This window comes from Enterobacter adelaidei (assembly GCF_041937165.1).
Classification (GTDB): Bacteria; Pseudomonadota; Gammaproteobacteria; order Enterobacterales; family Enterobacteriaceae; genus Enterobacter; species Enterobacter adelaidei.
Genome location: NZ_CP154353.1, coordinates 4,310,495 through 4,335,962, shown reverse-complemented (window position 1 = coordinate 4,335,962; position 25,468 = coordinate 4,310,495). Strand labels below are relative to the sequence as shown.

Here is a 25,468-nt window from a genome sequence, read left to right as displayed (position 1 = left end):
CTCGCCCCGTGGGGTGAGGGTGAAAAGGCTATTTAATCGGTGAATTCCGACGCTTACGCGGGTGATGGAAATGCCGCCAGTGTGGATCCTGCGCGGCTGCCAGCAGTTCGTGATCGCCGCGAGTGTCTCCCCAGGCGCGCAGGTGATACGCGTTGAGATCGCCATACACCTTTTCCAGCCTTGCCACTTTCTGAGCACAGCGGCAGTTATTGCCCGTGATACGTCCTGTCAGTTTACCGTTTTTCACTTCCAGCTGTGTGCCAATCAGCTTAATGCCGAGTTTGTCAGCCCACGGCTGTAGCACCAGGGCAGGAGAAGCGGAACAGATTGTCACTTCCGCGCCGGAGTTCACCTCTGCAGCAACGGCCAGCACGCCAGCCGGACGCATCAGCTTATCCCAGTACTTTTCGCAAAAGGCTTCCGCCTGCTGGCGTAACCAGTGTTCATCCACGCCTGTCAGGAACGTTTTAATCAGCACTTCTTTCAGCTCATCGCGCGTCAGCTTGCGGCGCACGCAGTGGAGCGTTGGCAGCGCCATACGCACCAGGCGGCCCGCGAAGTAACGTTTACCAAAGGCAAAACGCAGGAAAGGGATAAAGCTGTCGTGGTGCGTTAATGTTCCATCAAAGTCAAAGACAGAGAGCACGTTGGATTTTGCCACCGTCTCGTCGGCAATCATATTGGTCATAAATACGTCTTAGCTGAAATACACATTCTGTTGATTAGTTTACCTGCTTTACCTGGACAGTCCTTACATCACAACCATTTTTTTATCGATCTTGCGATCTGAAAGTGAGTCCATTTTTGGCCTCGATAAAGATTGGTTAAAAAATACCCTGTCTATATTATCGCCGCATTGAAAGATTTTTCGGGGGAACATTGGCCCCCACAGGTAAGGAATAATTCACTCTCAGATCCTTTTTTGATATGACGTTCAGATCGCTTATTTCAATCCTCACGTTAAGTTTTGCTTCATTTTCCGCATTCAGTTTTGAGCTGCCTGCATCCATGATCTCGATGAACAGCGCATTTGCAGTATCGCCAGCGAAATCGGCTCTGTTTCACCACGAAACAGGCCCGCTACGCTCGCGCATCCTCGATCAATACCAGAAATGGAAGGGGACCCAGTATCAGTGGGGCGGAACCACGCATCGCGGGGTGGATTGCTCGGCACTGATGCAACATCTGTTCAGCGATGCGGTACACCTTAATTTACTGCGCACGACGAGCGAACAGATCCATCGCGGCGTGCAGGTGGCGCAATATCGCCTGAAGGCAGGAGACCTGGTGTTCTTCCAGACGGGACCGAACCGCAAGCACGTAGGCGTTTATATTGGCAATAGCCAGTTTATTCATGCTTCAAGTAGCCAGGGGGTAACGGTCTCAACCCTGACGGACGACTACTGGCAAGAGCACTACATTACTGCCCGTCGGGTCGCGGGCAGTGCAGCCTGACGATATCAAATGATGTCATCCACGACGCCGCCATCGACGCGCAATGCCGCGCCCGAGGTGGCGGAGGCCTGGGTCGAACAGACATAAATCACCATATTGGCCACCTCTTCAACCGTGGCCGCGCGCTGGATAACCGAGCTGGGACGGTTGGCCATCACAAACTCTTTCGCCAGCTGTTCCAGCGACTTACCGGTTTTTTCGATTTCATCCTTCATCATTTCGGCGAAACCATCAGACATCGTCGGTCCTGGCAACACGCTGTTGACCGTCACACCACTTCCCGCCACGAACTTCGCCAGGCCGCGTGCGAGCGAAAGCTGCGCCGTTTTGGTCACGCCGTAGTGGATCATATCCGCCGGGATATTGCAGGCCGACTCGGAGGAAATAAACACCACGCGTCCCCAGCCTTTCTGCACCATGCCCGGCAGCAAGGCGCGGGAGAGGCGTACGCCGGACATCACGTTGGTCTGCCAGTAACGCTCCCAGGTGTCATCGTCGGTGGCATAGAAATCCTGCGGTCCGTAAATTCCAGCGTTGTTAACCAGGATATCAACGTGGCCCGCGACCTTCACAAGCGACTCGACCCCTTCTGCCGTACTGAGATCGGCGATCGCGGCACGCACCTGCACGCCTGGCACTACCTGCTGAAGCTGTTGAATACCTTTATTCACCGATTCCGTGCTGCGGCCATTGACGATTACTTCCGCACCACTTTCCGCCAGACCTCTGGCAATAGCGAACCCGATCCCGCCGGTTGAGGCGGTCACCAGCGCCACTTTCCCCGCAAAGTCGATTTTCATCATCCACTCCTTATCGTTTTAACGTTCGGACCTTAAAGCGTAGCAGGTGGTGATGATGGCTCATGGCTAAAAAGGCGCACCAGCGTCTCAACCTGCTCATCAAGCGGGGTGAGGGAGCGTTTAACAATCAGGTGAAGCGGCGTTGCTCTGCGCGCGCCGTGGCTCAGCGGCAGACGTTTCAGTACACCTTGATCCAGCTGGGTCTGGATGCGTTCTTCTGGCAGCCAGCCGTAGCCAACCTGAGAGACAACGGCTTCAATGGCGGCATCAATGGTGGAAAACGTCCACGACTCGCCGGCAGCGCGTGCGGTAGTCTGGTTGTCCGCAATCTGGATGAGCGGCCACGGGCGCAGCATGTCATCGTTAAGCGGTACGTCGAGGGTGAAAAGGGGATGCTGATGATGCGCCACGGCGACAAAGTCGATATTCATCAGCCATTCGCCGAGCCCTGTCATGTCCTGGCGGCGCGTCAGAACCATGATATCGGCTTCGTCATTTATGGCATCGGCACGGGACGTTTCAAGCACTTCGGTGAGGCGTACGTGGGTTTGTGGATACTGCTGCTGGAACTGACGCAGAATGGCGAACAGGCGGCGACGCGGGAAAACCGTGTCTACGACCAGATCCAACCGTGTGCGCATCCCGTTGCGAAGGGTACCTGCGCGCGTCTCAACATACGAAAACGCTTTCAGCAACGGTTTCACCTGGTTGAGAAGAAGTTCTCCGGCTGGGGTTAGCACCGCTCGTCGTCCTTCCGGCGCCAGCAGCGCCACGCCCAGCCTCTCCTGCAACAACGCCAGGTTATAGCTGACGGAGGACTGGCTGCGATGGGTTTCTTCCGCTGCTTTGGCAAAGCTACCGGCCTCAACCACTTTCACCAGTAAAGACCATTGTTCCAGCGTCGTCTTGTGCATGACATATCTAAATTTTGGATGAGTTTGATTAAAACATAGCGTTATTCATCCATTTTTTGAAGGGGTACGATCGTCTCATCAAAACAAAGGAGACATCTTATGAACACCTTCGACAAACACGACTTAAGCGGCTTCGTTGGCAAACACCTTGTTTATACCTATGACAATGGCTGGAACTACGAGATTTACGTAAAAAATGAGACCACCCTTGATTACCGTATTCATAGCGGTCTTGTGGCAAACCGTTGGGTAAAAGATCAGCAGGCCTATATCGTACGGGTAGGGGAGAGTATCTATAAAATTTCCTGGACAGAGCCAACCGGGACGGATGTGAGCCTGATTGTAAACCTGGGCGATAAACTGTTTCACGGCACCATCTTCTTCCCGCGCTGGGTCATGAACAATCCGGAAAAAACCGTCTGCTTCCAGAACGATCATATTCCTCTTATGAATAGCTATCGCGATGCAGGTCCGGCCTATCCAACTGAAGTGATTGATGAGTTTGCTACGATCACCTTTGTACGCGATTGCGGTGCGGATAATGAAAGCGTTATTGCCTGCGCAGCCAGTGAATTACCAAATGATTTTCCTGCTAATCTTAACTAAGCGCGACAGTTGATTCCGCGACAATTCATATTAATAAAAAGTTCCCGGAGGACGGTCTATTTCCGCCGAAACCGCCGGGGTTTTAATTTTGGTTGAGTATTCATTTACTTTTCTTATAATCTCAATGTAAAAGAAATGAAATATTGTCGTAAGTGCTGTGAGGCTTCCCACAAAAACGTGAAAAATTTAACATAATAGCTATCTTGCTGTTGTAAAAAGACTTCTTGTCATTCTTAATGTGCTGTCCCCCTTCTGCTTCTCGCCTGTCTTAATTTTTTCCTAAGAAAACACCGCTACTTTGTTTCAGTTGATGGTTTGTTGACATAACTGTTATAGCGACTTAATTTTATTTGGTCTTTATTTAATAACCATCTTGCATGATCCCATTGAGCTGCCCATTACGACAGCGCAGTAAAAGATGACGCCTTTAATACAGCAAGGAAATTAATAATGAGTGATTTTCTGCCTTTTTCGCGACCGTCGATGGGCGCTGAGGAAATTGCGGCGCTTCAGGACGTTTTGATGTCGGGCTGGATCACCACGGGGCCTAAGAATCAGGAACTTGAAGAGGCATTCTGTCAACTTACCGGGAACCAGCATGCAATTGCCGTTTGTTCTGCAACAGCAGGAATGCATGTCACGCTGATGGCGCTGGATATTGGCCCGGGCGATGAAGTCATTACCCCCTCCCAGACCTGGGTCTCCACTCTGAATATGATCGTTTTACTGGGCGCAACGCCGGTAATGATTGATGTGGACAAAGATACCTTGATGGTGACACCCGAAGCGGTTGAAGCTGCCATCACCCCGCGTACCAAAGCGATTATCCCCGTTCATTATGCCGGCGCACCATGTGAAATCGACGCCATCCACGCCATTGGTGAACGCCACGGTATTCCGGTGATTGAAGATGCGGCGCATGCTGCCGGTACTTACTATAAAGACCGTCATGTCGGCTGGAAGGGAACGGCGATTTTCTCTTTCCACGCCATTAAAAATATGACCTGTGCAGAAGGCGGTCTCGTGGTGACGGATAACGCGCAACTTGCTGCGCGGATCCGCAGCCTGAAATTCCACGGCCTGGGTGTCGACGCGTATGACCGCCAGACGCACGGTCGTGCGCCGCAGGCAGAAGTGATTTCCCCGGGCTATAAATACAACCTGGCGGATATCAACGCCGCGCTGGCGCTGGTGCAGTTGGGCAAACTGAAAGAAGCCAACAAACGACGCCAGGAAATTGCTGAACGCTACCTGCGGGAGCTTGCCGATACGCCGTTCCAGCCGCTCACCATTCCGTCATGGCCGCATGTGCACGCCTGGCACCTGTTTATCATTCGCGTTGATGAAGCGCGCTGCGGGATTTCACGCGACAACCTGATGGCAGCGCTGAAAGAGAAAGGCATCGGTACTGGCCTGCACTTCCGCGCGGCGCATACGCAAAAATACTACCGCGAGCGTTTTCCTGATGTATCGCTCCCGAATTCAGAATGGAATAGCGCGCGTATTTGTTCTCTCCCTCTTTTCCCGGACATGACTCATGACGACACAACCCGCGTCATTACCGCGCTCCATCAGCTTGCAGGAAATTGATATGTTCAGTGCACCGCCTGTACAAAAAGTTTCTGTGGTGATCCCTGTTTATAACGAGCAGGAGAGCCTGCCTGAACTGATCCGCCGCACAACCGCCGCCTGCGACACCATGGGCAAAGCGTATGAAATTCTGCTGGTGGATGATGGCAGCAGTGATAATTCCGCTCTGATGCTGACCGAAGCCGCACAGGTAGAAGGCAGCCATGTTGTGGCCGTGTTGCTCAACCGTAATTACGGCCAGCACTCCGCCATTATGGCCGGGTTCAGCCACGTCACGGGCGATCTGATCATCACCCTGGACGCTGACCTGCAAAACCCGCCGGAAGAGATCCCGCGCCTGGTGGCGAAAGCCGATGAAGGCTATGACGTCGTCGGCACGGTGCGTCAAAACCGTCAGGACAGTATGTTCCGTAAGCTGGCCTCACGCACCATCAACCGCCTTATCCAGCGCACCACCGGTAAAGCGATGGGCGATTATGGCTGCATGCTGCGCGCCTACCGCCGCCATATTGTCGACGCCATGCTTCATTGCCATGAGCGCAGCACCTTTATTCCGATTCTCGCTAACACCTTTGCCCGCAAGGCCACGGAAATCCCGGTTATGCATGCCGAGCGCGAGCATGGGGAGTCGAAGTACAGCTTTATGCGCCTCATCAACCTGATGTACGACCTCATCACCTGCCTGACCACCACACCGCTGCGCCTGCTGAGCGTTTTCGGCAGCATCATCGCCGTGGCCGGGTTTGCGCTGTCCGTACTGTTGGTCGTGCTGCGCCTGGTCTTTGGCCCGCAGTGGGCGGCGGAAGGGGTCTTCATGCTCTTTGCCGTACTGTTTATGTTCATCGGCGCCCAGTTTGTCGGAATGGGCCTGCTGGGTGAATACATTGGCCGTATCTATAACGATGTTCGCGCACGTCCGCGCTACTTTATTCAACGTGTTGTCCGTCAGGAACACAAAGCATCTCAAGAGGAAATCCACCCATGAAAGCTGTTGTATTTGCCTATCACGATATGGGGTGCACGGGCACGCTGGCCCTGCTGGAAGCGGGCTACGACATTGCTGCAATCTTTACTCATCCGGACACGGCGGGAGAGAACAACTTTTTCGGCTCTGTAGCGCGTATCGCCGCTGAGCGTGGTATTCCGGTTTATGCACCGGACGATGTAAACCACCCGCTGTGGGTGGATCGCATCCGCGCGCTCGCGCCTGATGTTATCTTCTCGTTCTACTACCGTAACCTGATTTCCGACGAGATCTTAGGTCTGGCCGCCAAAGGGGCATTCAACCTTCACGGCTCCCTGCTGCCGGCCTACCGTGGCCGCGCGCCGCTGAACTGGGTACTGGTCAATGGTGAAACCGAAACCGGCGTGACCCTGCACCGTATGGTGCATCGTGCGGATGCGGGCGCTATCGTGGCACAGCAGAAAGTGGCTATTGATGCCGACGAGACGGCGCTGCAGCTGCATCAAAAGCTGAATGCAACCGCGCAGACGCTGCTGCGTGATGCACTGCCAGCGATCCTTGGCGGTACGTTCAGCGAGACTGCGCAGGATGAGAGCAAAGCGAGCACCTTTGGCCGCCGCGCACCGGAAGATGGTCGTCTGGACTGGAACAAACCCGCTCGCCAGCTGCACAACCTGGTGCGTGCGGTGACCGATCCATGGCCGGGCGCTTACAGTTTTGCGGGTGTCAGCAAATTTATCGTCTGGAAATCCCGCGTGCGCGACGACATTCCAGCGGCAAAACCGGGTACCGTTATCTCTGTCTCCCCGCTGATCGTGAGCTGTGGTGAGCAAGCTCTGGAGATCGTCACCGGACAAACCGATAACGGTCTGTATGTTCAGGGTACTCAGCTGGCACAGTCTTTAGGTCTGGTGACCGGGGCGCTGATCACCAGTGCGCCAGTTGTTGCCATCAAACGCCGCACTCGCGTGTTGATCCTCGGCGTGAACGGCTTTATCGGGAACCACCTGACCGAACGTCTGCTCAAAGACGATAACTACGAAATCTATGGTCTGGATATCGGCTCTGATGCGATCAGCCGTTTCCTTGATAACCCGCGTTTCCACTTCGTGGAAGGGGATATCAGCATCCATTCCGAATGGATCGAATATCACATTAAAAAATGCGACGTGGTGCTGCCGCTGGTTGCCATTGCTACGCCGATTGAGTACACCCGTAACCCGCTGCGCGTGTTCGAGCTGGACTTCGAAGAGAACCTGAAGATCATCCGCGATTGCGTAAAATACGACAAACGCATCATCTTCCCGTCCACCTCTGAAGTGTACGGCATGTGTACCGACAAAAACTTCGATGAAGACACCTCCAATCTGGTGGTCGGGCCGATCAACAAACAGCGCTGGATTTATTCCGTCTCCAAACAACTGCTGGACCGCGTGATTTGGGCCTACGGTGAGAAAGAAGGCCTGCGCTTTACCCTGTTCCGTCCGTTTAACTGGATGGGCCCACGTCTGGATAACCTGAACGCGGCGCGTATCGGTAGCTCACGTGCGATCACGCAGCTGATCCTGAACCTGGTTGAGGGCTCCCCAATCAAGCTTATCGAAGGCGGCAAACAGAAACGCTGCTTTACTGATATCAGCGATGGTATCGAAGCGCTGTTCCGCATCATCGAAAACAAAGATAACCGCTGCAACGGTGAGATCATCAACATCGGTAACCCGGACAACGAAGCGAGCATTCGTGAACTGGCAGAGATGTTGCTGGCAAGCTTTGAGCGCCATCCACTGCGCGATAAATTCCCGCCGTTTGCCGGTTTCCGTGAAGTGGAAAGCAGCAGCTACTACGGTAAAGGGTATCAGGACGTTGAGCACCGTAAGCCAAGCATTCGCAATGCGAAACGCTGCCTGAACTGGACGCCGACGGTGAAAATGGAGCTGACTATTGATGAGACGCTCGATTTCTTCCTGCGCACTGTGGAGCTGTCGGAACAGGACTCATGAAAAAAGTCGGTTTACGCATTGATGTCGACACCTTCAGGGGGACGCGTGACGGCGTACCCAAACTGCTGGAACTGCTGAGCAAGCACGATGTGCGTTCAAGCATTTTCTTCAGCGTGGGGCCTGACAACATGGGACGCCATTTATGGCGTCTGATTAAACCGGCGTTTCTGTTCAAAATGCTGCGCTCACGCGCAGCATCCCTCTATGGCTGGGATATTTTGCTGGCCGGGACCGCATGGCCCGGCAGGCGTATCGGCGCGGGTAATGAAGCGATTATCCGTGAAGCGACACGGCAACACGAGGTCGGCCTGCATGCCTGGGATCACCATGCCTGGCAAGCGTGGGCTGGCGTCTGGGACATATCGCGCCTGACCCGTGAAGTCGAGCGCGGTATGTTGGAGCTGGAGGCGATTACCTGCCAGCCTGTGCGCTGCTCCGCCGTGGCGGGATGGCGTGCGGACCAACGTGTTGTGAAAGCTAAAGAATCCTTCGCATTCCGCTACAACAGCGACTGTCGCGGGACCGGGCCATTTTTACCGCTGTTAGGGGAAAATCGCTACGGGACGGTGCAGATCCCGGTCACGCTTCCCACCTGGGATGAAGTGGTTGGCCGCGAGGTGAAGGCAGAGGATTTCAATCGCTACATTCTGGACCGCATGCATCGCGATACCGGTACGCCGGTGTATACCATCCACGCAGAAGTGGAAGGGATTGCGTATCAGCATGATTTCGATGAGCTGCTGACGATGGCTGCTCAGGAGGGGATTCAGTTCTGTCCCTTGAGTGAACTGCTGCCAGACGATCTCAGCGTCCTGCCCGTGGGCAAAATAGTACGTAATGAACTGGCTGGCCGGGAAGGCTGGCTTGGCTATCAACAAACCGTGAGTCCGGCCCCATGAAAACAGCCCGTTATGGCTTAGCGCTTCTCGCACTGTTTATCGTTTACTACCTCATCCCTGTCGATATCCGCCTGCTGTGGCAGCCTGATGAAACGCGCTATGCGGAAATTAGCCGCGAAATGCTGGCATCAGGAGACTGGGTTGTCCCGCATTTCCTGGGGCTGCGTTACTTTGAAAAACCGATTGCGGGCTACTGGATCAACAGTATCGGGCAACTGCTGTTTGGGGATACAAACCTTGCCGTGCGCGCCGGGGCCATATTCTCCACCGGGTTTGCGGCGCTGCTGGTTATCTGGATGGCCTGGCGTCTGTGGCGGGATAAACGCGTTGCCATATTCTCCGGCCTTATCTTCCTGACGTTGTTCCTGGTGTACGGCATCGGTACGTATGCCGTACTGGACCCCATCATCACCCTGTGGCTGGTGGCGGCGATGTGCAGCTTCTGGCTGGCTTCCCAGGCTGAAACGGTTGCCGGAAAAGCAGGGGGGTATGTGCTGCTTGGGCTGGCCTGCGGTATGGGGGTGATGACCAAAGGCTTCCTGGCGCTGGCAGTACCGGTGATTGGCGTGCTGCCGTGGGTTATCGCCCAAAAGCGCTGGAAAGAGGTGCTGATTTTTGGCTGGCTGGCAATCCTGAGCTGTGTGCTGATTGTCCTGCCCTGGGCACTGGCGATTGCTCATCGTGAGCCTGATTTCTGGCGTTACTTCTTCTGGGTTGAGCATATTCAGCGTTTTGCCCAGAGCGATGCCCAGCACAAAGCGCCATTCTGGTATTACCTGCCGTTCCTGGTCGCGGGTAGCCTGCCGTGGTTAGCGTTGCTGCCCGGCGCGTTCCGTCTTGGCTGGAATGACAGGCAAAACGCGGCTGGCGGGTTCTATCTGTTGGGCTGGGTGGTTATGCCGTTGCTGTTCTTCAGCATTGCCAAAGGCAAGCTGCCGACCTATATCCTGCCGTGCTTCGCCCCGCTGGCGATTCTGATGGCGCGCTATGCCTGCCTCGCGGCGGAAAAAGGTGCTCGCGTGCTGCGCATTAACGGGGGGATCAACCTGGCATTTGGCGCCATTGGCGTGGTGGCCGCTCTGGTCGTCTCGCCGTGGGGACTGTCTAAACACCCGGTCTGGACGTCGGTTGAGCTGTATAAAGTCTTCTGCGCGGTGGTCGCGTTCCTGATTTGGGCCGTGGTGGGCTGGTTTACGCTCAGGCAGAGTCAGCAGCGCTGGTGGTTAGCGGCGTTGTGTCCTGCCGGGCTGGCGTTGTTGATTGGTTTTGCCATTCCTAACCTGGTGGTGGATTCCAAACAGCCGCAGTCGCTGGTCGACACCGTGCGCGATCCGCTGCAGGACAGTCGGTTTGTGCTGGCCAATAACGTCGGTGTGGCCTCTGGCCTGGCGTGGGAGCTTAAGCGTAATGACATCATTCTGTTTGGTCAGAGTGGGGAACTGCGCTATGGCCTGGATTACCCTGATGTGAAAGACCGTTTTGTGGGTAAAGCTGATTTCGCAGAGTGGCTGGCGGAACATCGACAGCAGGGGCGCATATCGCTGGTGATTCTGCTGTCAAAAAGCGACGATCTTAAGCGGGCTAATTTGCCAGAACCGGACAGCGTGTATATCCAGGGTCGTCTGGCCTACCTTCAGTATCTACCGAAGTGATGACCTGGCTCTGGCTGATACTGGCAAGCTTGCTCAGCTGTGCGGGACAACTTTGCCAGAAACAAGCCACCCGTCCGGCGAAAGCCGGGCGGCGTGGTGTACATATCGCGCTGTGGCTTGGCCTGGCCCTGTTGGCATTGGGCTGCGGGATGCTGGTCTGGCTGGTGGTCTTACAACGTATGCCTGTGGGCATTGCTTACCCTATGTTAAGCCTCAATTTTGTCTGGGTGACGCTGGCGGCGAAGACCGTCTGGCGTGAGAACGTTGCTTCGCATCACTGGCTGGGTGTTGGGTTTATCATCATTGGCATTATTGTACTGGGAGGAAGCCTGTGAAAGGAACGTTCTGGGCCCTATGCAGCGTACTGTTAGTCAGCGCCGCGCAGCTCCTGCTGCGAAGCGCCATGCAGGCGCTTCCCCCCGTCAGTGATGTCCTGGCGTTAATTTCTGCCCTCTGGCATTTCTCATCCGGTACCGGTGCGCTGCTGCTGGGGTTAACGGGGTATGTAGCCTCTATGGGCTGCTGGTATCTGGCCTTGCATCGTATGGCGCTCAGCAAAGCGTATGCCTTGCTGAGCCTCAGTTATATCCTGGTGTGGGGCGCCGCAATCCTGTTGCCAGGCTGGGAGGAACGTTTCTCCTGGCACGGGCTGGTGGGGGTTGGGTTTATTATTCTGGGCGTGTTGACTATTTTCCGACCAGTGCGTCGTCAATCGAATGAATCCGCGCGGCAGTGAGTTCGTAGGGTGTTGCGGTGCAAACGGCAAGGCTGAGTAAACCGACCTGGCACTGGCTTGATGAATGGAGCGCGCGGGCTGAACTGTCAATGCTGACCATCTGCCAGGCATGACCGTCGCGTTGTTTAAGAATCGCCTTTTTTCGCGTCCAGATGCGCCAGAATGCAGTAAGCTGGCCTTCTGGCGTTTCCTTTTCCAGCTCATCATGCTCGGCATTGCTGAACACGGCATTGGCAAGCGTACGCCAGTTATCCTGCTGGCGAATGTGTTCCAGTGAACAGCCAACATCGCCTTCATCACTGATAATTAACGCAATATCGTCGCCCGAGTGGCTACTGCTGAACCACAGTGGATAGTCGCCAGCAAAAATGGCTTTCCCTTGTTCGCTGTAGATAATCTCCGGGAGTTGTTCTGGAGCCAACAGCCGAGAAAGCAACCCGTGATCGGCCAGCCAGCGAGCACGCTGAGCGCCTTCCGGTGCGTTTCGGGAGAGTGCTTCAGCCCAGCCGTTTGTGCTCAGCGAGGAAATTTTTCCCAGAAAAACCTGGTACATATAGCGTCTGGCCTTCAGTTAAAACGATGATAGCCGTAAAGTTGAGCGGCGAAACTATTACTATAATCCATTGCCCCCTTGAATTGCTAACCAGACAGGGATGCTCACCCTGGTAATCGGCTTTTCGGTCGCCCTGGCCCGAGCAGGATCGCCAGCTTGCTTCCGCCTTTGGTGGTTTCCATCCAGATCTTACACACGCTGGTTAGCGGGACCGACAGTAGCATCCCGACCGGGCCCAGCAGCCATCCCCAGATCAGTAACGATAAGAATACCACCAGCGTCGACATGCCCAGCCGGTGCCCCATCATGCGCGGTTCGAGAATATTCCCCAGCACCATATGCACGACGAGGAAAAGTGCCCCGACCAACATGCATTCATAGAAACCATTAAACAGGAATGCCTGAATCATCGGTGGTACGGCGGAGAGTACCGCGCCAATATTGGGCACATAGTTGAGCAAAAACGCCAGTACGCCCCACATCAACGCAAACTGCACGCCCATCAACATCAACCCCAGCCAGACAATCACGCCGGTCCAGACGCTCAACAGCGTTTTCAGCGCCAGATATTTGGAGACGCCCTTTAACGCGCGGTGTAATCCGGCGATGTGAATTTGTGGATTATTCAGCGCAAAGCGCAGCTTATAGGGGACGTGGCGCACTTCGAACAGCATAAACACCACCGTCATGACCAGCAGAAGAATACTGGCCATCGCGCCGGAAAGTCCCGTCATCAGGGTGGTGGCGTAGGTCATGACTTTCTCTGAATCCATCCGGCGCAGCATCCGCTCTGGCGAGATATGCAGATTAAGGAAAGGCACCATTTCCTGCAGCGCCACGATCTTCCGCGTCAGCGCTTTGTTGTACTGTGGCAACATCGTGGAGAATTCGCTCAGCGAAGCCGCCAGCACGCCGAAAAGCGCCGTCAGGGCAATTAGCATCACGATGACGACGATGGTGATGGCCACCGGGCGACTGACGCCCCGACGTAAAAACCAGCTCACCAGTGGATTAAGCACAATGGCAAAAAAGAGCGCCAGCAGGAGCTGCACAATAATGTCAGCCGCGGCATGGATACCCGCAAGGATAACCACCAGGCAGGCGAGTTTTAATAAGATGTGGAGCCCAGCTTTGTCGGACGGGTTAGCGATCATACGCGTTCCTTAAAATGATGACCCGGTAAGTTTAGTGTCCGCGGTTCGCTTCGTCTGGGGCTGTTAATCTGAAAGTCGGTGCTGATTTTCTTATTGTGTCGTGGTAATAGTGAAACACTGTTGTAAAAATCCAGGTAGAACCTCATGCCCGAACCTGCCGCTGAACCGGCGCTGAGCGGACTGCGCCTCAATCTGCGCATCGTCTCCGTTGTTATTTTCAATTTCGCCAGTTATCTGACCATTGGCCTGCCGCTGGCGGTTTTGCCTGGCTATGTCCATGACGTGATGGGCTTTAGCGCCTTCTGGGCGGGGCTGGTGATTAGCCTGCAGTATTTCGCCACGCTTCTGAGCCGTCCGCATGCCGGGCATTACGCGGACCTTTTCGGCCCAAAAAGCATCGTGGTTGTAGGGTTGTGCGGCTGCTTTCTGAGTGGCCTGAGCTATTTTCTGGCCGCCACCACCAGCCACTGGCCCCTGGTTAGCCTGGTACTGCTCTGCCTGGGTCGCGTGATCCTGGGTATCGGTCAAAGTCTGGCGGGAACCGGTTCGACACTGTGGGGCGTGGGGGTGGTAGGCGCGCCGCACATTGGTCGGGTGATTTCGTGGAATGGCATTGTCACCTACGGCGCAATGGCGCTGGGTGCGCCGCTTGGTGTGGCCTGTTATGCGTTTGGTGGTCTGTATGGGCTGGCGACTACCATTATGGCGGTTGCGGCTCTGGCGATCCTCTTTGCGCTGCCGCGCCCGAAAGTGAAGGCCAGCAAAGGCAAGCCACTGCCGTTTCGGGCGGTGCTCGGGCGCGTCTGGCCGTATGGTATGGCCCTGGCGCTGGCGACAACGGGGTTCGGTGTGATTGCGACCTTCATTACCCTTTTCTATGACGCCAAAGGGTGGGACGGCGCAGCTTTCGCGTTAACCCTGTTTAGCTGCGCGTTTGTTGGCGCGCGTTTGCTTTTCCCGAACGGTATCAACCGTCTGGGCGGGCTGAACGTGGCAATGATCTGCTTTGCGGTAGAGATAGTCGGGCTGCTGTTGACCGGCATAGCGATGGTGCCATGGGTCGCAAAAGTGGGCGTCTTCCTTGCGGGTGCAGGTTTTTCACTGGTCTTCCCGGCGCTGGGGGTGGTGGCGGTAAAAGCCGTGCCGCAGCAGAACCAGGGGGCGGCGCTGGCAACCTACACGGTATTTATGGATATGTCTTTGGGCATTACCGGCCCGCTGGCAGGGCTGGTGATGACCTGGGCAGGAGTACCGGTTATTTATCTTGCTGCGGCGGGTCTGGTGGTTATCGCCTTGATGCTGACATGGCGGCTAAAAAAATGGCCCCCGGTGCAGGCACCGGAGGCCACGTCATCCTCGTGAAGGATTACTGGATCACGAGGGTGTTAATGATGTTTTCAGCCGCAGTCTGCGCTTTCTGCTGATCGTCCGCTGGCAGGGTGATCTGCATAGTCAGCAGTTTGTTATCGACCTTACCCAGCACCACAGACGAGTACGCGGTCTGGCCTTTCGCGGAGATGATGCTGTCCAGCTGCTGCAGCGTGTGGCCTTTCAGTTCGATGGATTTATTGGTCACCACCTGCAGCTGCGGGTCGCGGCTGCGCTGCTGATCTTCCAGACGTTTTGACAGCACGCCCAGATCTTCGCTTGTGTCGTCACCCACAATCACAATGACGGCTTTCTGCCCGGTTGCGTCGGAATAAACGTGCATATTGTTCGCCTGAGTGCCCAGCTTACCGCTCTGGTCAGTCATATCGGCTGGCAGAGAGAAACTGAGTTTGCCATCCAGCAGATTCACCGGCTGACCGGTCGCATTGCTCTCTGCAGATGCACCCTGAGCAGGCGTTTTCGTGTCGCTGTTATCACAGGCAGCAAGACCCACAACCAGCAGGCCAATCCCGACATATTTAACCAGATTGCGCATTGACTTCTTCCTTTCGATAAACGGCCATAACGGCTCATTCGCTCATCTTATCACAACTGATAAAGCGAACCCTTAACCAGCCTGCAATGCCGTGATTTCAGATTTATCTGCCAGCCTTTTCAGCAGCATATTCAGCAGCACACCATACATTGGCAGGAAGAAGACAATACTGATGAGCACCTTGAAGCAGTAGTCCACCAGGGCGATCTCCATCCAGTGCTCGGCCATGAACGCATCCGGGCTGTGCCAGAAGGCGATGAAGAAGAAGGCCAGCGTATCGCTCACGTTACCGAACAGCGTCGAGGCGGTCGGGGCCATCCACCAGCGGTGATTCTGGCGCAGGCGGTTAAACACATGCACGTCGAGGATCTGCCCCAGCGCATAGGCCATAAAGCTTGCGGTGGCGATTCGGGCGACAAACAGGTTGAAGTGGGTTAGCGCCTCAAAACCCTGCCAACTGCCCATATAGAACAGGGACGAAATCACGTAAGACACGAACAGCGCCGGGAGCATGACCGCAAAAATAATGCGGCGAGCCAGCGGTGCGCCAAAAATTCGCACGGTCAAATCGGTGGCGAGGAAAATAAACGGAAAACTGAACGCCCCCCAGGTGGTATGAAAACCAAAAATGGAGATGGGAAGCTGTACCAGATAGTTGCTGGAGGTGATCACCAGCAAATGGAAAAACGAAAGCCAGAACAACGCTTTTACGCGCTGCGATTCAGAAAACTGCGTCATATTGTGACCTTTTTATACGTTGGGGTGAGGGAACCCAATAAAAACCGCAGCATGATACTGCTTTGGGCAGACATTGCAATGGTTAGTTTTTACGCAATCGTTAACCTGGTTTGCATTGATCGCTACGGGGCGTAAACTACAGCCGTTTTTACCTGACCGAGAAAATCATGACCGACCTGTTTTCCAGCCCGGACCACACTCTTGATGCCCAGGGCCTTCGCTGCCCGGAGCCGGTAATGATGGTGCGCAAAACCGTGCGTAACATGCAATCCGGCGAAACGCTGCTGATCATCGCCGACGACCCGGCGACCACCCGCGATATCCCCGGATTTTGTACCTTTATGGAGCATGAGCTGGTGGCTCAGCAGACTGAAGCGCTGCCGTACCGGTATTTGATTCGTAAAGGGTAGATGGGCAGCCCCTGCGGCCTGATGCCCTCACTCCGACCCTCTCCTTTCGGGAGAGGGAGAACGTCACCCCTTCATCCACGTCCGTATCCCGTCCAGGAACATCTGCGTCGCCATCATCACCAGAATCAGCCCCATCAGGCGCTCCAGCGCGTTGACCCCTTTTTCTCCCAGCAGGCGCAGGAACAGGGACGACTGCAGCAGGATGATAAATGTCCCGCCCCAGGCGATCAGTAAGGCAATCACCAGATGGCTCATCTGGTTCGGATACTGATGTGACAGCAGCATCAGCGTCGCCAGAATGGTCGGCCCGGCGACGAGAGGAATCGCCAGCGGCACAATAAATGGCTCTTCACCCGCAGGCAGGCCGCTGCTGCTGCCTTCCGCGCTCGGGAAAATCATCTTTATGGCAATCAGGAACAGGATAATCCCGCCGGAAATCGACACGGTTTCGGCACGCAGGTTCAGGAAGGCGAGGATTTTTTCGCCCGCAAACAGGAAGATAAACATCACCAGCAGCGCGATAAGCAGCTCGCGGACCATGATCGCCCGACGACGCTTTGGCTCGGTGTGCTTCAGCACCGACATGAAGATCGGCAGGTTTCCGAGTGGATCCATTATCAGGATCAATAAAACCGCCGCGGAAATGATTTCACTCATGTAAATTATCCCTGAAACTCTCTATGGTTATTATGATGATTAGCTCTTTTTCTGATTGCCGGGCAATCATCGATTAATTTCGCTTGCGACTTTGGCAGCATTTTGTAATGTGAAGCATATCCCAGTTCAATACTGGCTTGCACAAACAGCACACACCCTCTGCAGGAAAAAAATGCTATGAAAAACGTTGGTTTTATCGGCTGGCGCGGTATGGTCGGCTCTGTACTCATGCAACGCATGGTTGAAGAGCGCGATTTCGACGCTATCCGCCCGGTCTTCTTCTCCACTTCCCAGCTCGGCCAGGCTGCTCCGTCCTTTGGTGGTACCACAGGCACGTTGCAGGATGCTTACGATCTGGAAGCGCTGAAGGCACTCGACATTATTGTCACGTGCCAGGGCGGCGATTATACCAACGAAATCTATCCAAAGCTGCGTGAAAGCGGCTGGCAGGGCTACTGGATTGACGCGGCCTCTTCGCTTCGCATGAAAGACGATGCCATCATCATTCTTGACCCGGTTAACCAGGGCGTGATCACCGACGGCCTGAACAACGGCGTGAAAACCTTTGTTGGCGGTAACTGCACCGTCAGCCTGATGCTGATGTCTCTGGGCGGCCTGTTCGCGCAAGATCTGGTGGAGTGGGTCTCCGTGGCGACGTACCAGGCAGCTTCCGGCGGCGGTGCGCGTCATATGCGCGAGCTGCTGACCCAGATGGGCCAGTTGCACCACAGCGTCGCGACCGAGCTGGCAGACCCGGCGTCCGCGATTCTGGATATCGAGCGTAAAGTCACCCAGCTGACCCGCAGCGGCGAGCTGCCGGTGGATAACTTCGGCGTACCGCTGGCCGGTGGCCTGATCCCGTGGATCGACAAACAGCTGGATAACGGCCAGACCCGCGAAGAGTGGAAGGGCCAGGCCGAGACCAACAAAATCCTCAATACCGCGAATACCATTCCGGTAGACGGTCTGTGCGTGCGCATTGGCGCACTGCGCTGCCACAGCCAGGCCTTCACCATTAAACTGAAAAAAGATGTGTCTATTCCAACCGTGGAAGAGCTGCTGGCTGCACACAACCCGTGGGCGAAAGTGGTACCAAACGATCGCGATATCACCATGCGTGAACTGACCCCTGCAGCCGTGACCGGCACGCTGACCACGCCTGTTGGCCGTCTGCGTAAGCTGAACATGGGGCCGGAGTACCTCTCCGCGTTCACCGTTGGCGACCAGCTCTTATGGGGTGCCGCCGAGCCGCTGCGCCGCATGCTGCGCCAGCTGGCGTAATAATTTGTTAACGACCGGGGGTGATTTTCACCCCCTTTTTTTGCGTACTACATGGAGTAAAACGCGTATGTCTTATTTTTTATCAGGAGTCATTTAGAGCGTTGGCTATGCTTTAAGGAAGAGTCATTTCTTACCTGAGGTTAGGACGGGCTGTGAGGATGCTCGTTCAGGTCACATTAAAGTCGTCCCAGGCGCTAAAAAAGGACGACATAAAAAACAGGATGAATACCATGTCCGATCGTGTGGATAGAGACGTGATTAATGCGCTTATTGCGGGTCATTTTGCCGACCCCTTTTCCGTGCTGGGGATGCACCGTACAGAGGCCGGGCTGGAAGTCCGGGCGTTGTTACCGGATGCGACAGAAGTGTGGGTTATCGAACCCAAAACCGGCCGCAAAGTGGGCAATCTGGAATGCCTGGACTCGCGCGGTTTCTTCTCTGGCGTGATGCCCCGTCGTAAAAACCCTTTCCGTTATCAGCTCGCCGTCATCTGGCACGGCCAGCAAAATCTCATTGATGATCCCTACAGCTTTGGCCCTCTTTTGCAGGAGATGGACGCATGGCTGCTGTCTGAAGGAACCCATTTGCGGCCTTATGAAACGCTGGGTGCCCATGCAGACACGATGGATGGTATCACCGGCACGCGGTTTGCCGTGTGGGCACCCAACGCCCAACGCGTCTCCGTTGTCGGACAATTCAACTACTGGGACGGTCGTCGTCACCCGATGCGCCTGCGCCGGGAAACGGGGATCTGGGAACTGTTTATCCCAGGGGCACACAACGGACAGCTCTACAAATTCGAGATGATCGATGCCCACGGCAAGCTGCGCATTAAAGCCGACCCGTACGCCTTTGAAGCCCAGATGCGCCCGGATACGGCATCGCTGATTTGTGGCCTGCCAGAGAAGATCACTCAGACGGAAGAGCGCAAACAGGCCAACCGCTTCGATGCACCTATCTCCGTCTATGAAGTGCATCTTGGCTCCTGGCGCCGCCACACCGATAACAACTTCTGGCTCAGCTACCGGGAGCTTGCCGACCAGCTGGTGCCGTATGCCAAATGGATGGGCTTTACTCACCTTGAGCTGCTGCCGGTTAACGAACACCCGTTCGACGGTAGCTGGGGTTATCAGCCAACCGGGCTGTATGCGCCTACGCGCCGCTTCGGCACGCGCGATGACTTCCGCTATTTCATCCATGCCGCGCATGCCGCCGGGCTGAATGTGATCCTCGACTGGGTGCCAGGCCATTTCCCGTCGGATGACTTTGGCTTGTCAGAGTTTGATGGTACGAATCTGTACGAGCACAGTGACCCGCGAGAAGGTTATCACCAGGACTGGAATACGCTGATCTACAACTACGGTCGCCGTGAAGTCGCGAACTACCTGGTCGGAAATGCCCTGTACTGGATTGAGCGCTTTGGCATTGATGCTCTGCGTGTTGATGCGGTGGCTTCCATGATCTATCGCGACTACAGCCGCAAAGAGGGAGAGTGGATCCCGAACGAGTTTGGCGGCCGTGAAAACCTGGAAGCGATTGAGTTCCTGCGCAGCACCAACCGCATTATCGGTGAGCAGGTGGACGGCGCGGTCACAATGGCAGAAGAGTCGACCGACTTTGCGGGCGTCTCCCGTCCGCCGTCATTAGGTGGCCTGGGGTTCTGGTACAAGTGGAACCTGGGCTGGATGCATGACACGCTCGACTACATGAAGCTGGATCCGGTTCACCGCAAGTACCATCACAATAAGCTGACGTTCGGGATGCTCTACAATTACACCGAAAACTTCATGCTGCCGCTGTCGCACGATGAAGTGGTGCACGGCAAGAAATCCATTCTCGACCGCATGCCGGGCGATGCATGGCAGAAATTTGCCAACCTGCGCGCCTACTACGGCTGGATGTTTGCGTTCCCGGGCAAAAAACTGCTGTTTATGGGCAATGAGTTCGCTCAGGGACGCGAATGGAACCACGACGCCAGCCTCGACTGGCATCTGCTGGAAGGCGGTGACAACTGGCACCACGGCGTGCAGCGTCTGGTGCGTGATCTGAACCTGACCTATCGTCATCACAAAGCGCTGCATGAGCTCGACTTTGACCCGTACGGCTTTGAGTGGCTGGTGGTGGATGACCATGAGCGCTCGGTGTTTGTCTTTGTGCGGCGAGATAAAGCGGGTAACGAGATCATCGTCGCCAGCAACTTCACGCCTGTGCCGCGTCAACACTATCGCTTTGGCATTAATCAACCGGGTAAATGGCGCGAAATCCTGAATACCGACTCCATGCACTACCACGGCAGCAACACCGGCAATGGTGGTCTGGTGCAAAGCGATGCCATCGAAAGTCACGGGCGGCCAAACTCCCTGAGTCTCACGCTACCGCCGCTTGGCACTATCTGGCTGATGAGGGAGGGTGAATGACGCAGCTTACGGCAGGTCAACCCGAACCGCTCGGGGCGAGTTTTGACGGAAAGGGTGTGAATTTCACCCTCTTTTCTGCTCACGCTGAGCGGGTAGAACTGTGTGTTTTTGACGGTGAGGGTAACGAGCACCGTTACGATTTGCCGTCGCGCACGGGGGATACCTGGCACGGTTACCTGGCCGGAGGACGGCCAGGTATGCACTATGGTTTTCGCGTTCATGGTCCGTGGGAACCTGCGCAAGGGCACTGGTTTAACCCTGCAAAGCTGTTGATTGATCCGTGTGGGCACCGCGTGGACGGTGAGTTTAAAGACGACCCGATTTTCCATGTTGGTTATGGTGAGCCTGACCATCGCGACAGTGCCCATGTGGTGCCAAAAAGCGTGGTAGTGCACGATCTCTATGACTGGGAGGACGATGCGCCACCGGCCACGCCGTGGGGCAACACCGTCATTTACGAGGCCCATGTCAAAGGGCTGACGTATTTGCATCCGTCCATCCCCAAAGAGATGCGCGGCACCTACAAGGCGCTCGGGCATCCGACGATGATCGCCTACCTGAAACACCTCGGCATCACCGCTCTTGAACTGTTACCCGTTGCCCATTTTGCCAGCGAGCCGCGTCTGCAGCGGCTGGGGTTGAGCAACTACTGGGGCTACAACCCGCTGGCGATGTTCGCGCTCGAACCCCGCTATGCCGTCCATCCGGAAAAAGCGCGGGACGAGTTCCGCGATGCGGTGAAAGCGCTCCATGCCGCGGGAATTGAAGTCATTCTGGATGTGGTGTTGAACCACAGCGCAGAAAGCGATCTCGATGGTCCAACGCTCTCCATGCGCGGAATTGATAACCGTAGCTATTATTGGATCAGGCAGGATGGCGATTACGAGAACTGGACCGGCTGCGGTAACACGCTCAATCTCAGCCATCCGGCGGTCACGCATTTTGCTTATGAATGCCTGAAATACTGGGTGGAAACGTTCCACGTGGACGGTTTTCGTTTCGACCTGGCGCCCGTGATGGGACGCACGCCGGCGTTCAGCCAGCAGGCGCCGCTGTTTGAGGCGATAAAAAACTGCCCGGTGCTCTCGCAGGTGAAGCTCATCGCGGAGCCGTGGGACATCGGCGAAGGCGGTTATCAGGTCGGGAATTTCCCTCCGCTGTTTGCCGAGTGGAACGATCACTATCGCGATGCCGCGCGCCGCTTCTGGCTGGAGCGAAATCTCTCGCTGGGGGAATTTGCCGGGCGCTTTGCCGCGTCAAGCGATCTCTTTAAGCGCGACGGTAAACGACCGTCGGCAACCGTCAACCTGTTGACGGCGCACGACGGTTTTACGCTCAGGGACTGCGTTTGTTTCAATCAGAAACACAATGAGGCGAACGGCGAAGAGAATCGCGATGGCACTAACAATAACCATAGCTTCAATCATGGTATAGAAGGGTTAGGCGGAAGCCTTGACGTTATCGAGCGGCGGCGCGCCAGCGTTCATGCGCTGCTGACAACGCTTCTGTTGTCGCAGGGGACGCCGATGCTGCTGGCGGGCGATGAGCACGGCCACAGCCAGCACGGTAACAACAATGCGTATTGCCAGGACAACACCTTAACCTGGCTTGACTGGGGGGAGGCGAACAGCGGGCTGATCCATTTTACCGCTGCGCTGATCCACCTTCGCCAGCAAATCCCGGCCCTGACCACCGACCGCTGGTGGGAAGAGGGGGACGGAAACGTTCGCTGGTTGAATAAAGACGCGCAACCACTAAGCGCGCAAGAGTGGCAACACGGTGTACCACGGCTGCAAATCCTGCTTTCGGATAAATGGCTGGTTACGCTGAACGCGACGGATGATGTCGCAGAGATTGTTTTACCTGAAGGGGAATGGCGCGCCGTTCCCCCCTTTGCCGGAGCGGATAATCCGGTAGTAATGGCTGTCTGGCACGGGCCTGCGCACGGAGTGTGTGTATTCCAAAGATGATAAAAAAGGAGTTAGTCATGGTTAGATTAGAGAAGAACGATCCCTTAATGTTGGCACGCCAGCTACCATTAAAAACGGTTGCCCTGATACTCGCTGGTGGGCGTGGTACCCGTCTGAAAGATTTGACCATCAAACGCGCCAAGCCGGCTGTTCACTTTGGTGGTAAGTTCCGTATCATTGATTTCGCACTCTCCAATTGCCTCAACTCTGGCATCCGCCGCATTGGCGTCATTACGCAGTATCAATCACACACGCTGGTGCAGCATATCCAGCGCGGCTGGTTCTTCTTCAGCGAAGAGATGAATGAGTTTGTCGATCTCCTCCCGGCCCAGCAGCGCGTTCACGGCGAAAACTGGTACCGGGGCACGGCGGATGCGGTGACGCAAAACCTCGATATCATTCGTCGTTATAACGCGGAATACATCGTGATCCTCGCCGGGGATCATATTTACAAGCAAGACTACTCCCACATGCTCATCGACCATGTCGAAAAAGGGGCGCGTTGCACCGTGGCGTGTCTGCCGGTGCCCGTTGCTGAAGCGACGGCGTTTGGCGTAATGCACGTGGATGCGGACGACAAAATTATCGACTTCGTCGAAAAACCTGCAAACCCGCCGACCATGCCGGGAGATGATACGAAATCACTCGCCAGTATGGGGATCTATGTCTTTGATGCAGATTACCTTTATGAACTGCTCGAAGAAGACGACAAAGACGAAAACTCCAGCCATGACTTTGGCAAAGATATCATCCCGAAAATTACGCAAGCTGGCATGGCGTATGCACATCCCTTCCCGTTGTCCTGCGTGCAATCCGACCCAAATGCGGAACCTTACTGGCGCGATGTGGGAACGCTGGAGGCGTACTGGAAGGCGAACCTCGACCTGGCTTCGGTGACCCCTGAGCTGGATATGTACGATCAGAACTGGCCGATTCGTACTCATATGGAATCGCTGCCGCCAGCCAAATTCGTTCAGGACCGTTCGGGTAGCCACGGTATGACACTGAACTCGCTGGTTTCTGGCGGATGCATTATTTCAGGGTCGGTGGTGGTGCAGTCAGTGCTGTTCCCCCGCGTGCGGATAAATTCATTCTGTAATATTGATTCGGCAGTCTTATTGCCGGATGTCTGGGTAGGACGTTCGTGTCGCCTGCGTCGCTGCGTTATCGACCGCGCCTGTGTCATTCCTGAGGGGATGGTCATTGGTGAAAATGCGGAAGAAGACGCGCGTCGCTTCTACCGTTCGGAAGAGGGAATCGTGTTAGTAACACGGGAAATGTTGCGGAAGCTGCAGATCAAACAGGAGCGATGATGCAGGTTTTACACGTATGTTCTGAGATGTTTCCGTTGTTAAAAACGGGCGGCCTGGCGGATGTTCTTGGTGCATTACCGGCGGCGCAAATCGCCGGAGGGGTGGATACCCGAGTCCTGCTGCCCGCATTTCCGGATATCCGGCGTGGTATCCCTGATGCAAAAGTGGTGACGCGTCGTGAGACTTTTGCCGGGCGCATCACCCTGCTGTTTGGACATTACAACGGCGTTGGGATCTACCTGATTGACGCGCCGCACTTATACGACAGGCCCGGGAGTCCGTATCACGACACCAACCTGTTTGCTTACCCGGACAACGTGCTGCGCTTTGCGTTGCTCGGCTGGGTCGGTGCAGAAATGGCGACGGGGCTGGATCCGTTCTGGCGTCCGGATGTGGTGCACGCGCACGACTGGCACGCCGGGCTTGCCCCGGCGTATCTGGCCGCGCGCGGCCACCCGGCCAGGTCAGTCTTTACCGTGCATAACCTGGCATATCAGGGGATGTACTATGCCCATCACATGCATGAAATCGATCTGCCACTGTCGTTCTATAACATGCACGGGCTGGAGTTTAACGGGCAGATCTCGTTCCTGAAAGCCGGGCTTTACTATGCCGATCATATTACCGCCGTGAGCCCGACTTACGCCCGGGAAATTACCCAGCCGGAGTTTGGTTATGGCCTGGAAGGGCTACTGCGACAGCGGCATCGTGAAGGGCGCCTGTCGGGTATTCTGAACGGTGTGGATGAAAAGATCTGGAGCCCGGAAACCGATCTCCTGCTGGCGTCGCGCTATGGCCGTGATTCGGTCGAGGACAAAGCCGAAAACAAGCGCCAGCTGCAAATTGCCATGGGTCTGAAGGTGAACGACAAAGTACCGTTGTTCGCCGTGGTCAGCCGTCTGACCAGCCAGAAAGGGCTGGATCTGGTGCTGGAAGCGCTGCCTGGTTTACTGGAGCAGGGAGGGCAACTGGCGCTGCTTGGCGCGGGTGATCCGGTGCTGCAGGAGGGTTTTCTGGCTGCGGCGGCGGAACATCCCGGTCAGGTTGGGGTGCAGATTGGCTATCACGAGGCGTTTTCGCACCGCATTATGGGCGGCGCGGACGTCATCCTGGTGCCAAGCCGTTTCGAACCCTGCGGCCTGACGCAACTCTACGGCCTGAAATACGGCACGTTACCGCTGGTGCGTCGCACGGGTGGGCTGGCTGACACGGTTTCCGACAGCTCTCTGGAAAACCTGGCGGACGGTATCGCCAGCGGGTTTGTGTTTGAAGACAGTAATGCCTGGTCGTTGTTACGGGCGATTCGGCGTGCTTTCGTTTTATGGTCCCGGCCTTCCTTGTGGCGTTATGTTCAGCGCCAGGCGATGAGCATGGACTTTAGCTGGCACGTTGCGGCGCAGTCATACCGCGATCTTTATCAACGCTTGATGTAACA

At 55.6% G+C, this 25,468-nt stretch carries 23 protein-coding genes and 1 pseudogene; 16 read left to right on the top strand and 8 right to left on the bottom strand.

Annotation, left to right across the window (positions count from 1 at the left end; all coding sequences use genetic code 11):
- Positions 1 to 28: 28 nt before the first annotated feature.
- Complete coding sequence (locus AAHF05_RS21125) at positions 29 to 688, bottom strand: HAD family hydrolase (RefSeq protein WP_028018064.1); 660 nt, start codon at positions 686 to 688, stop codon at positions 29 to 31.
- Between the two features lie 239 nt (positions 689 to 927).
- Between AAHF05_RS21125 and AAHF05_RS21120 the strand changes: the two genes are divergently transcribed.
- Positions 928 to 1,455: an NlpC/P60 family protein gene (locus tag AAHF05_RS21120; RefSeq protein WP_129324578.1), complete on the top strand. Its 528-nt coding sequence runs from the start codon at positions 928 to 930 to the stop codon at positions 1,453 to 1,455.
- Positions 1,456 to 1,460: 5 nt separating this feature from the next.
- On the opposite strand, the gene AAHF05_RS21115 is transcribed toward AAHF05_RS21120, so the two are convergent.
- Positions 1,461 to 2,255 (bottom strand): SDR family NAD(P)-dependent oxidoreductase, encoded by a 795-nt coding sequence (locus tag AAHF05_RS21115; protein ID WP_129324618.1) that lies wholly within the window; start codon positions 2,253 to 2,255, stop codon positions 1,461 to 1,463.
- Positions 2,256 to 2,287: 32 nt separating this feature from the next.
- Entirely contained in the window at positions 2,288 to 3,169 is an 882-nt protein-coding gene (locus tag AAHF05_RS21110) for a LysR family transcriptional regulator (RefSeq protein WP_332617858.1), read from the bottom strand.
- 99 nt (positions 3,170 to 3,268) lie between these two features.
- Between AAHF05_RS21110 and AAHF05_RS21105 the strand changes: the two genes are divergently transcribed.
- The 8 genes from AAHF05_RS21105 to arnF all read left to right on the top strand — a co-directional run bounded on the left by AAHF05_RS21105 (position 3,269) and on the right by arnF (position 11,616).
- A complete protein-coding gene (locus AAHF05_RS21105) occupies positions 3,269 to 3,775 on the top strand; it encodes a phenolic acid decarboxylase (RefSeq protein WP_028018060.1) in 507 nt (168 codons plus the stop codon).
- A 450-nt stretch (positions 3,776 to 4,225) separates the two neighbouring features.
- Positions 4,226 to 5,365 (top strand): UDP-4-amino-4-deoxy-L-arabinose aminotransferase, encoded by a 1,140-nt coding sequence (gene arnB / locus AAHF05_RS21100; RefSeq protein WP_028018059.1) that lies wholly within the window; start codon positions 4,226 to 4,228, stop codon positions 5,363 to 5,365.
- A gap of 1 nt (position 5,366) precedes the next feature.
- Positions 5,367 to 6,350, top strand: coding sequence for an undecaprenyl-phosphate 4-deoxy-4-formamido-L-arabinose transferase (gene arnC, locus AAHF05_RS21095; RefSeq protein WP_028018058.1), 984 nt, complete (start codon positions 5,367 to 5,369; stop codon positions 6,348 to 6,350).
- A complete protein-coding gene (arnA, locus tag AAHF05_RS21090) occupies positions 6,347 to 8,329 on the top strand; it encodes a bifunctional UDP-4-amino-4-deoxy-L-arabinose formyltransferase/UDP-glucuronic acid oxidase ArnA (protein WP_134708531.1) in 1,983 nt (660 codons plus the stop codon). The genes arnC and arnA overlap by 4 nt, the downstream gene beginning before the upstream one ends.
- Positions 8,326 to 9,228, top strand: a complete 903-nt coding sequence (arnD, locus tag AAHF05_RS21085) for a 4-deoxy-4-formamido-L-arabinose-phosphoundecaprenol deformylase (protein WP_028018056.1) — start codon at positions 8,326 to 8,328, stop codon at positions 9,226 to 9,228. The genes arnA and arnD overlap by 4 nt, the downstream gene beginning before the upstream one ends.
- The gene (gene arnT / locus AAHF05_RS21080) at positions 9,225 to 10,880 is read left to right on the top strand and encodes a lipid IV(A) 4-amino-4-deoxy-L-arabinosyltransferase (protein WP_129324581.1); all 1,656 of its coding nucleotides are present in this window, start codon (positions 9,225 to 9,227) and stop codon (positions 10,878 to 10,880) included. The genes arnD and arnT overlap by 4 nt, the downstream gene beginning before the upstream one ends.
- Complete coding sequence (gene arnE, locus AAHF05_RS21075; RefSeq protein WP_049005370.1) at positions 10,880 to 11,215, top strand: 4-amino-4-deoxy-L-arabinose-phosphoundecaprenol flippase subunit ArnE; 336 nt, start codon at positions 10,880 to 10,882, stop codon at positions 11,213 to 11,215. Before arnT ends, arnE begins: the two co-directional genes overlap by 1 nt.
- The gene (gene arnF / locus AAHF05_RS21070; RefSeq protein WP_129324582.1) at positions 11,212 to 11,616 is read left to right on the top strand and encodes a 4-amino-4-deoxy-L-arabinose-phosphoundecaprenol flippase subunit ArnF; all 405 of its coding nucleotides are present in this window, start codon (positions 11,212 to 11,214) and stop codon (positions 11,614 to 11,616) included. Before arnE ends, arnF begins: the two co-directional genes overlap by 4 nt.
- Here arnF and acpT read toward each other — a convergent pair.
- Together acpT and AAHF05_RS21060 are read right to left on the bottom strand one after the other, a co-directional pair.
- Positions 11,567 to 12,169 (bottom strand): 4'-phosphopantetheinyl transferase AcpT, encoded by a 603-nt coding sequence (acpT, locus tag AAHF05_RS21065; RefSeq protein WP_129324583.1) that lies wholly within the window; start codon positions 12,167 to 12,169, stop codon positions 11,567 to 11,569. The genes arnF and acpT overlap by 50 nt on opposite strands.
- Before the next feature lie 104 nt (positions 12,170 to 12,273).
- Positions 12,274 to 13,323 carry an AI-2E family transporter gene (locus tag AAHF05_RS21060; RefSeq protein WP_108091139.1) on the bottom strand — a complete coding sequence of 350 codons (1,050 nt, stop codon included), beginning with the start codon at positions 13,321 to 13,323 and terminating at the stop codon, positions 12,274 to 12,276.
- A 109-nt stretch (positions 13,324 to 13,432) separates the two neighbouring features.
- On the opposite strand from AAHF05_RS21060, the pseudogene AAHF05_RS21055 reads away from it, so the two are divergent.
- A pseudogene (locus AAHF05_RS21055) lies at positions 13,433 to 14,685 on the top strand (MFS transporter).
- A 4-nt stretch (positions 14,686 to 14,689) separates the two neighbouring features.
- On the opposite strand, the gene AAHF05_RS21050 reads toward AAHF05_RS21055, so the two are convergent.
- The gene (locus tag AAHF05_RS21050; RefSeq protein WP_049005375.1) at positions 14,690 to 15,247 is read right to left on the bottom strand and encodes a DcrB family lipoprotein; all 558 of its coding nucleotides are present in this window, start codon (positions 15,245 to 15,247) and stop codon (positions 14,690 to 14,692) included.
- Between the two features lie 72 nt (positions 15,248 to 15,319).
- On the bottom strand, positions 15,320 to 15,985 hold the full coding sequence (locus tag AAHF05_RS21045) for a 7-cyano-7-deazaguanine/7-aminomethyl-7-deazaguanine transporter (RefSeq protein WP_129324585.1): 666 nt from the start codon (positions 15,983 to 15,985) through the stop codon (positions 15,320 to 15,322).
- A 167-nt stretch (positions 15,986 to 16,152) separates the two neighbouring features.
- Between AAHF05_RS21045 and tusA the strand changes: the two genes are divergently transcribed.
- Positions 16,153 to 16,395 (top strand): sulfurtransferase TusA, encoded by a 243-nt coding sequence (tusA, locus tag AAHF05_RS21040; RefSeq protein WP_028018047.1) that lies wholly within the window; start codon positions 16,153 to 16,155, stop codon positions 16,393 to 16,395.
- Between the two features lie 63 nt (positions 16,396 to 16,458).
- On the opposite strand, the gene yhgN is transcribed toward tusA, so the two are convergent.
- Positions 16,459 to 17,052, bottom strand: a complete 594-nt coding sequence (yhgN, locus tag AAHF05_RS21035; RefSeq protein WP_129324586.1) for an NAAT family transporter YhgN — start codon at positions 17,050 to 17,052, stop codon at positions 16,459 to 16,461.
- A 177-nt stretch (positions 17,053 to 17,229) separates the two neighbouring features.
- Between yhgN and asd the strand changes: the two genes are divergently transcribed.
- The 5 genes from asd to glgA all read left to right on the top strand — a co-directional run bounded on the left by asd (position 17,230) and on the right by glgA (position 25,466).
- Entirely contained in the window at positions 17,230 to 18,333 is a 1,104-nt protein-coding gene (gene asd, locus AAHF05_RS21030) for an aspartate-semialdehyde dehydrogenase (RefSeq protein ID WP_129324587.1), read from the top strand.
- Between the two features lie 230 nt (positions 18,334 to 18,563).
- The gene (gene glgB / locus AAHF05_RS21025) at positions 18,564 to 20,750 is read left to right on the top strand and encodes a 1,4-alpha-glucan branching enzyme (RefSeq protein ID WP_129324588.1); all 2,187 of its coding nucleotides are present in this window, start codon (positions 18,564 to 18,566) and stop codon (positions 20,748 to 20,750) included.
- Positions 20,747 to 22,720 carry a glycogen debranching protein GlgX gene (gene glgX / locus AAHF05_RS21020; RefSeq protein WP_129324589.1) on the top strand — a complete coding sequence of 658 codons (1,974 nt, stop codon included), beginning with the start codon at positions 20,747 to 20,749 and terminating at the stop codon, positions 22,718 to 22,720. Before glgB ends, glgX begins: the two co-directional genes overlap by 4 nt.
- 17 nt (positions 22,721 to 22,737) lie before the next feature.
- Positions 22,738 to 24,033, top strand: a complete 1,296-nt coding sequence (gene glgC / locus AAHF05_RS21015) for a glucose-1-phosphate adenylyltransferase (RefSeq protein ID WP_374936420.1) — start codon at positions 22,738 to 22,740, stop codon at positions 24,031 to 24,033.
- Positions 24,033 to 25,466, top strand: coding sequence for a glycogen synthase GlgA (gene glgA, locus AAHF05_RS21010; RefSeq protein ID WP_028018042.1), 1,434 nt, complete (start codon positions 24,033 to 24,035; stop codon positions 25,464 to 25,466). The genes glgC and glgA overlap by 1 nt, the downstream gene beginning before the upstream one ends.
- Positions 25,467 to 25,468 lie beyond the last annotated feature (2 nt).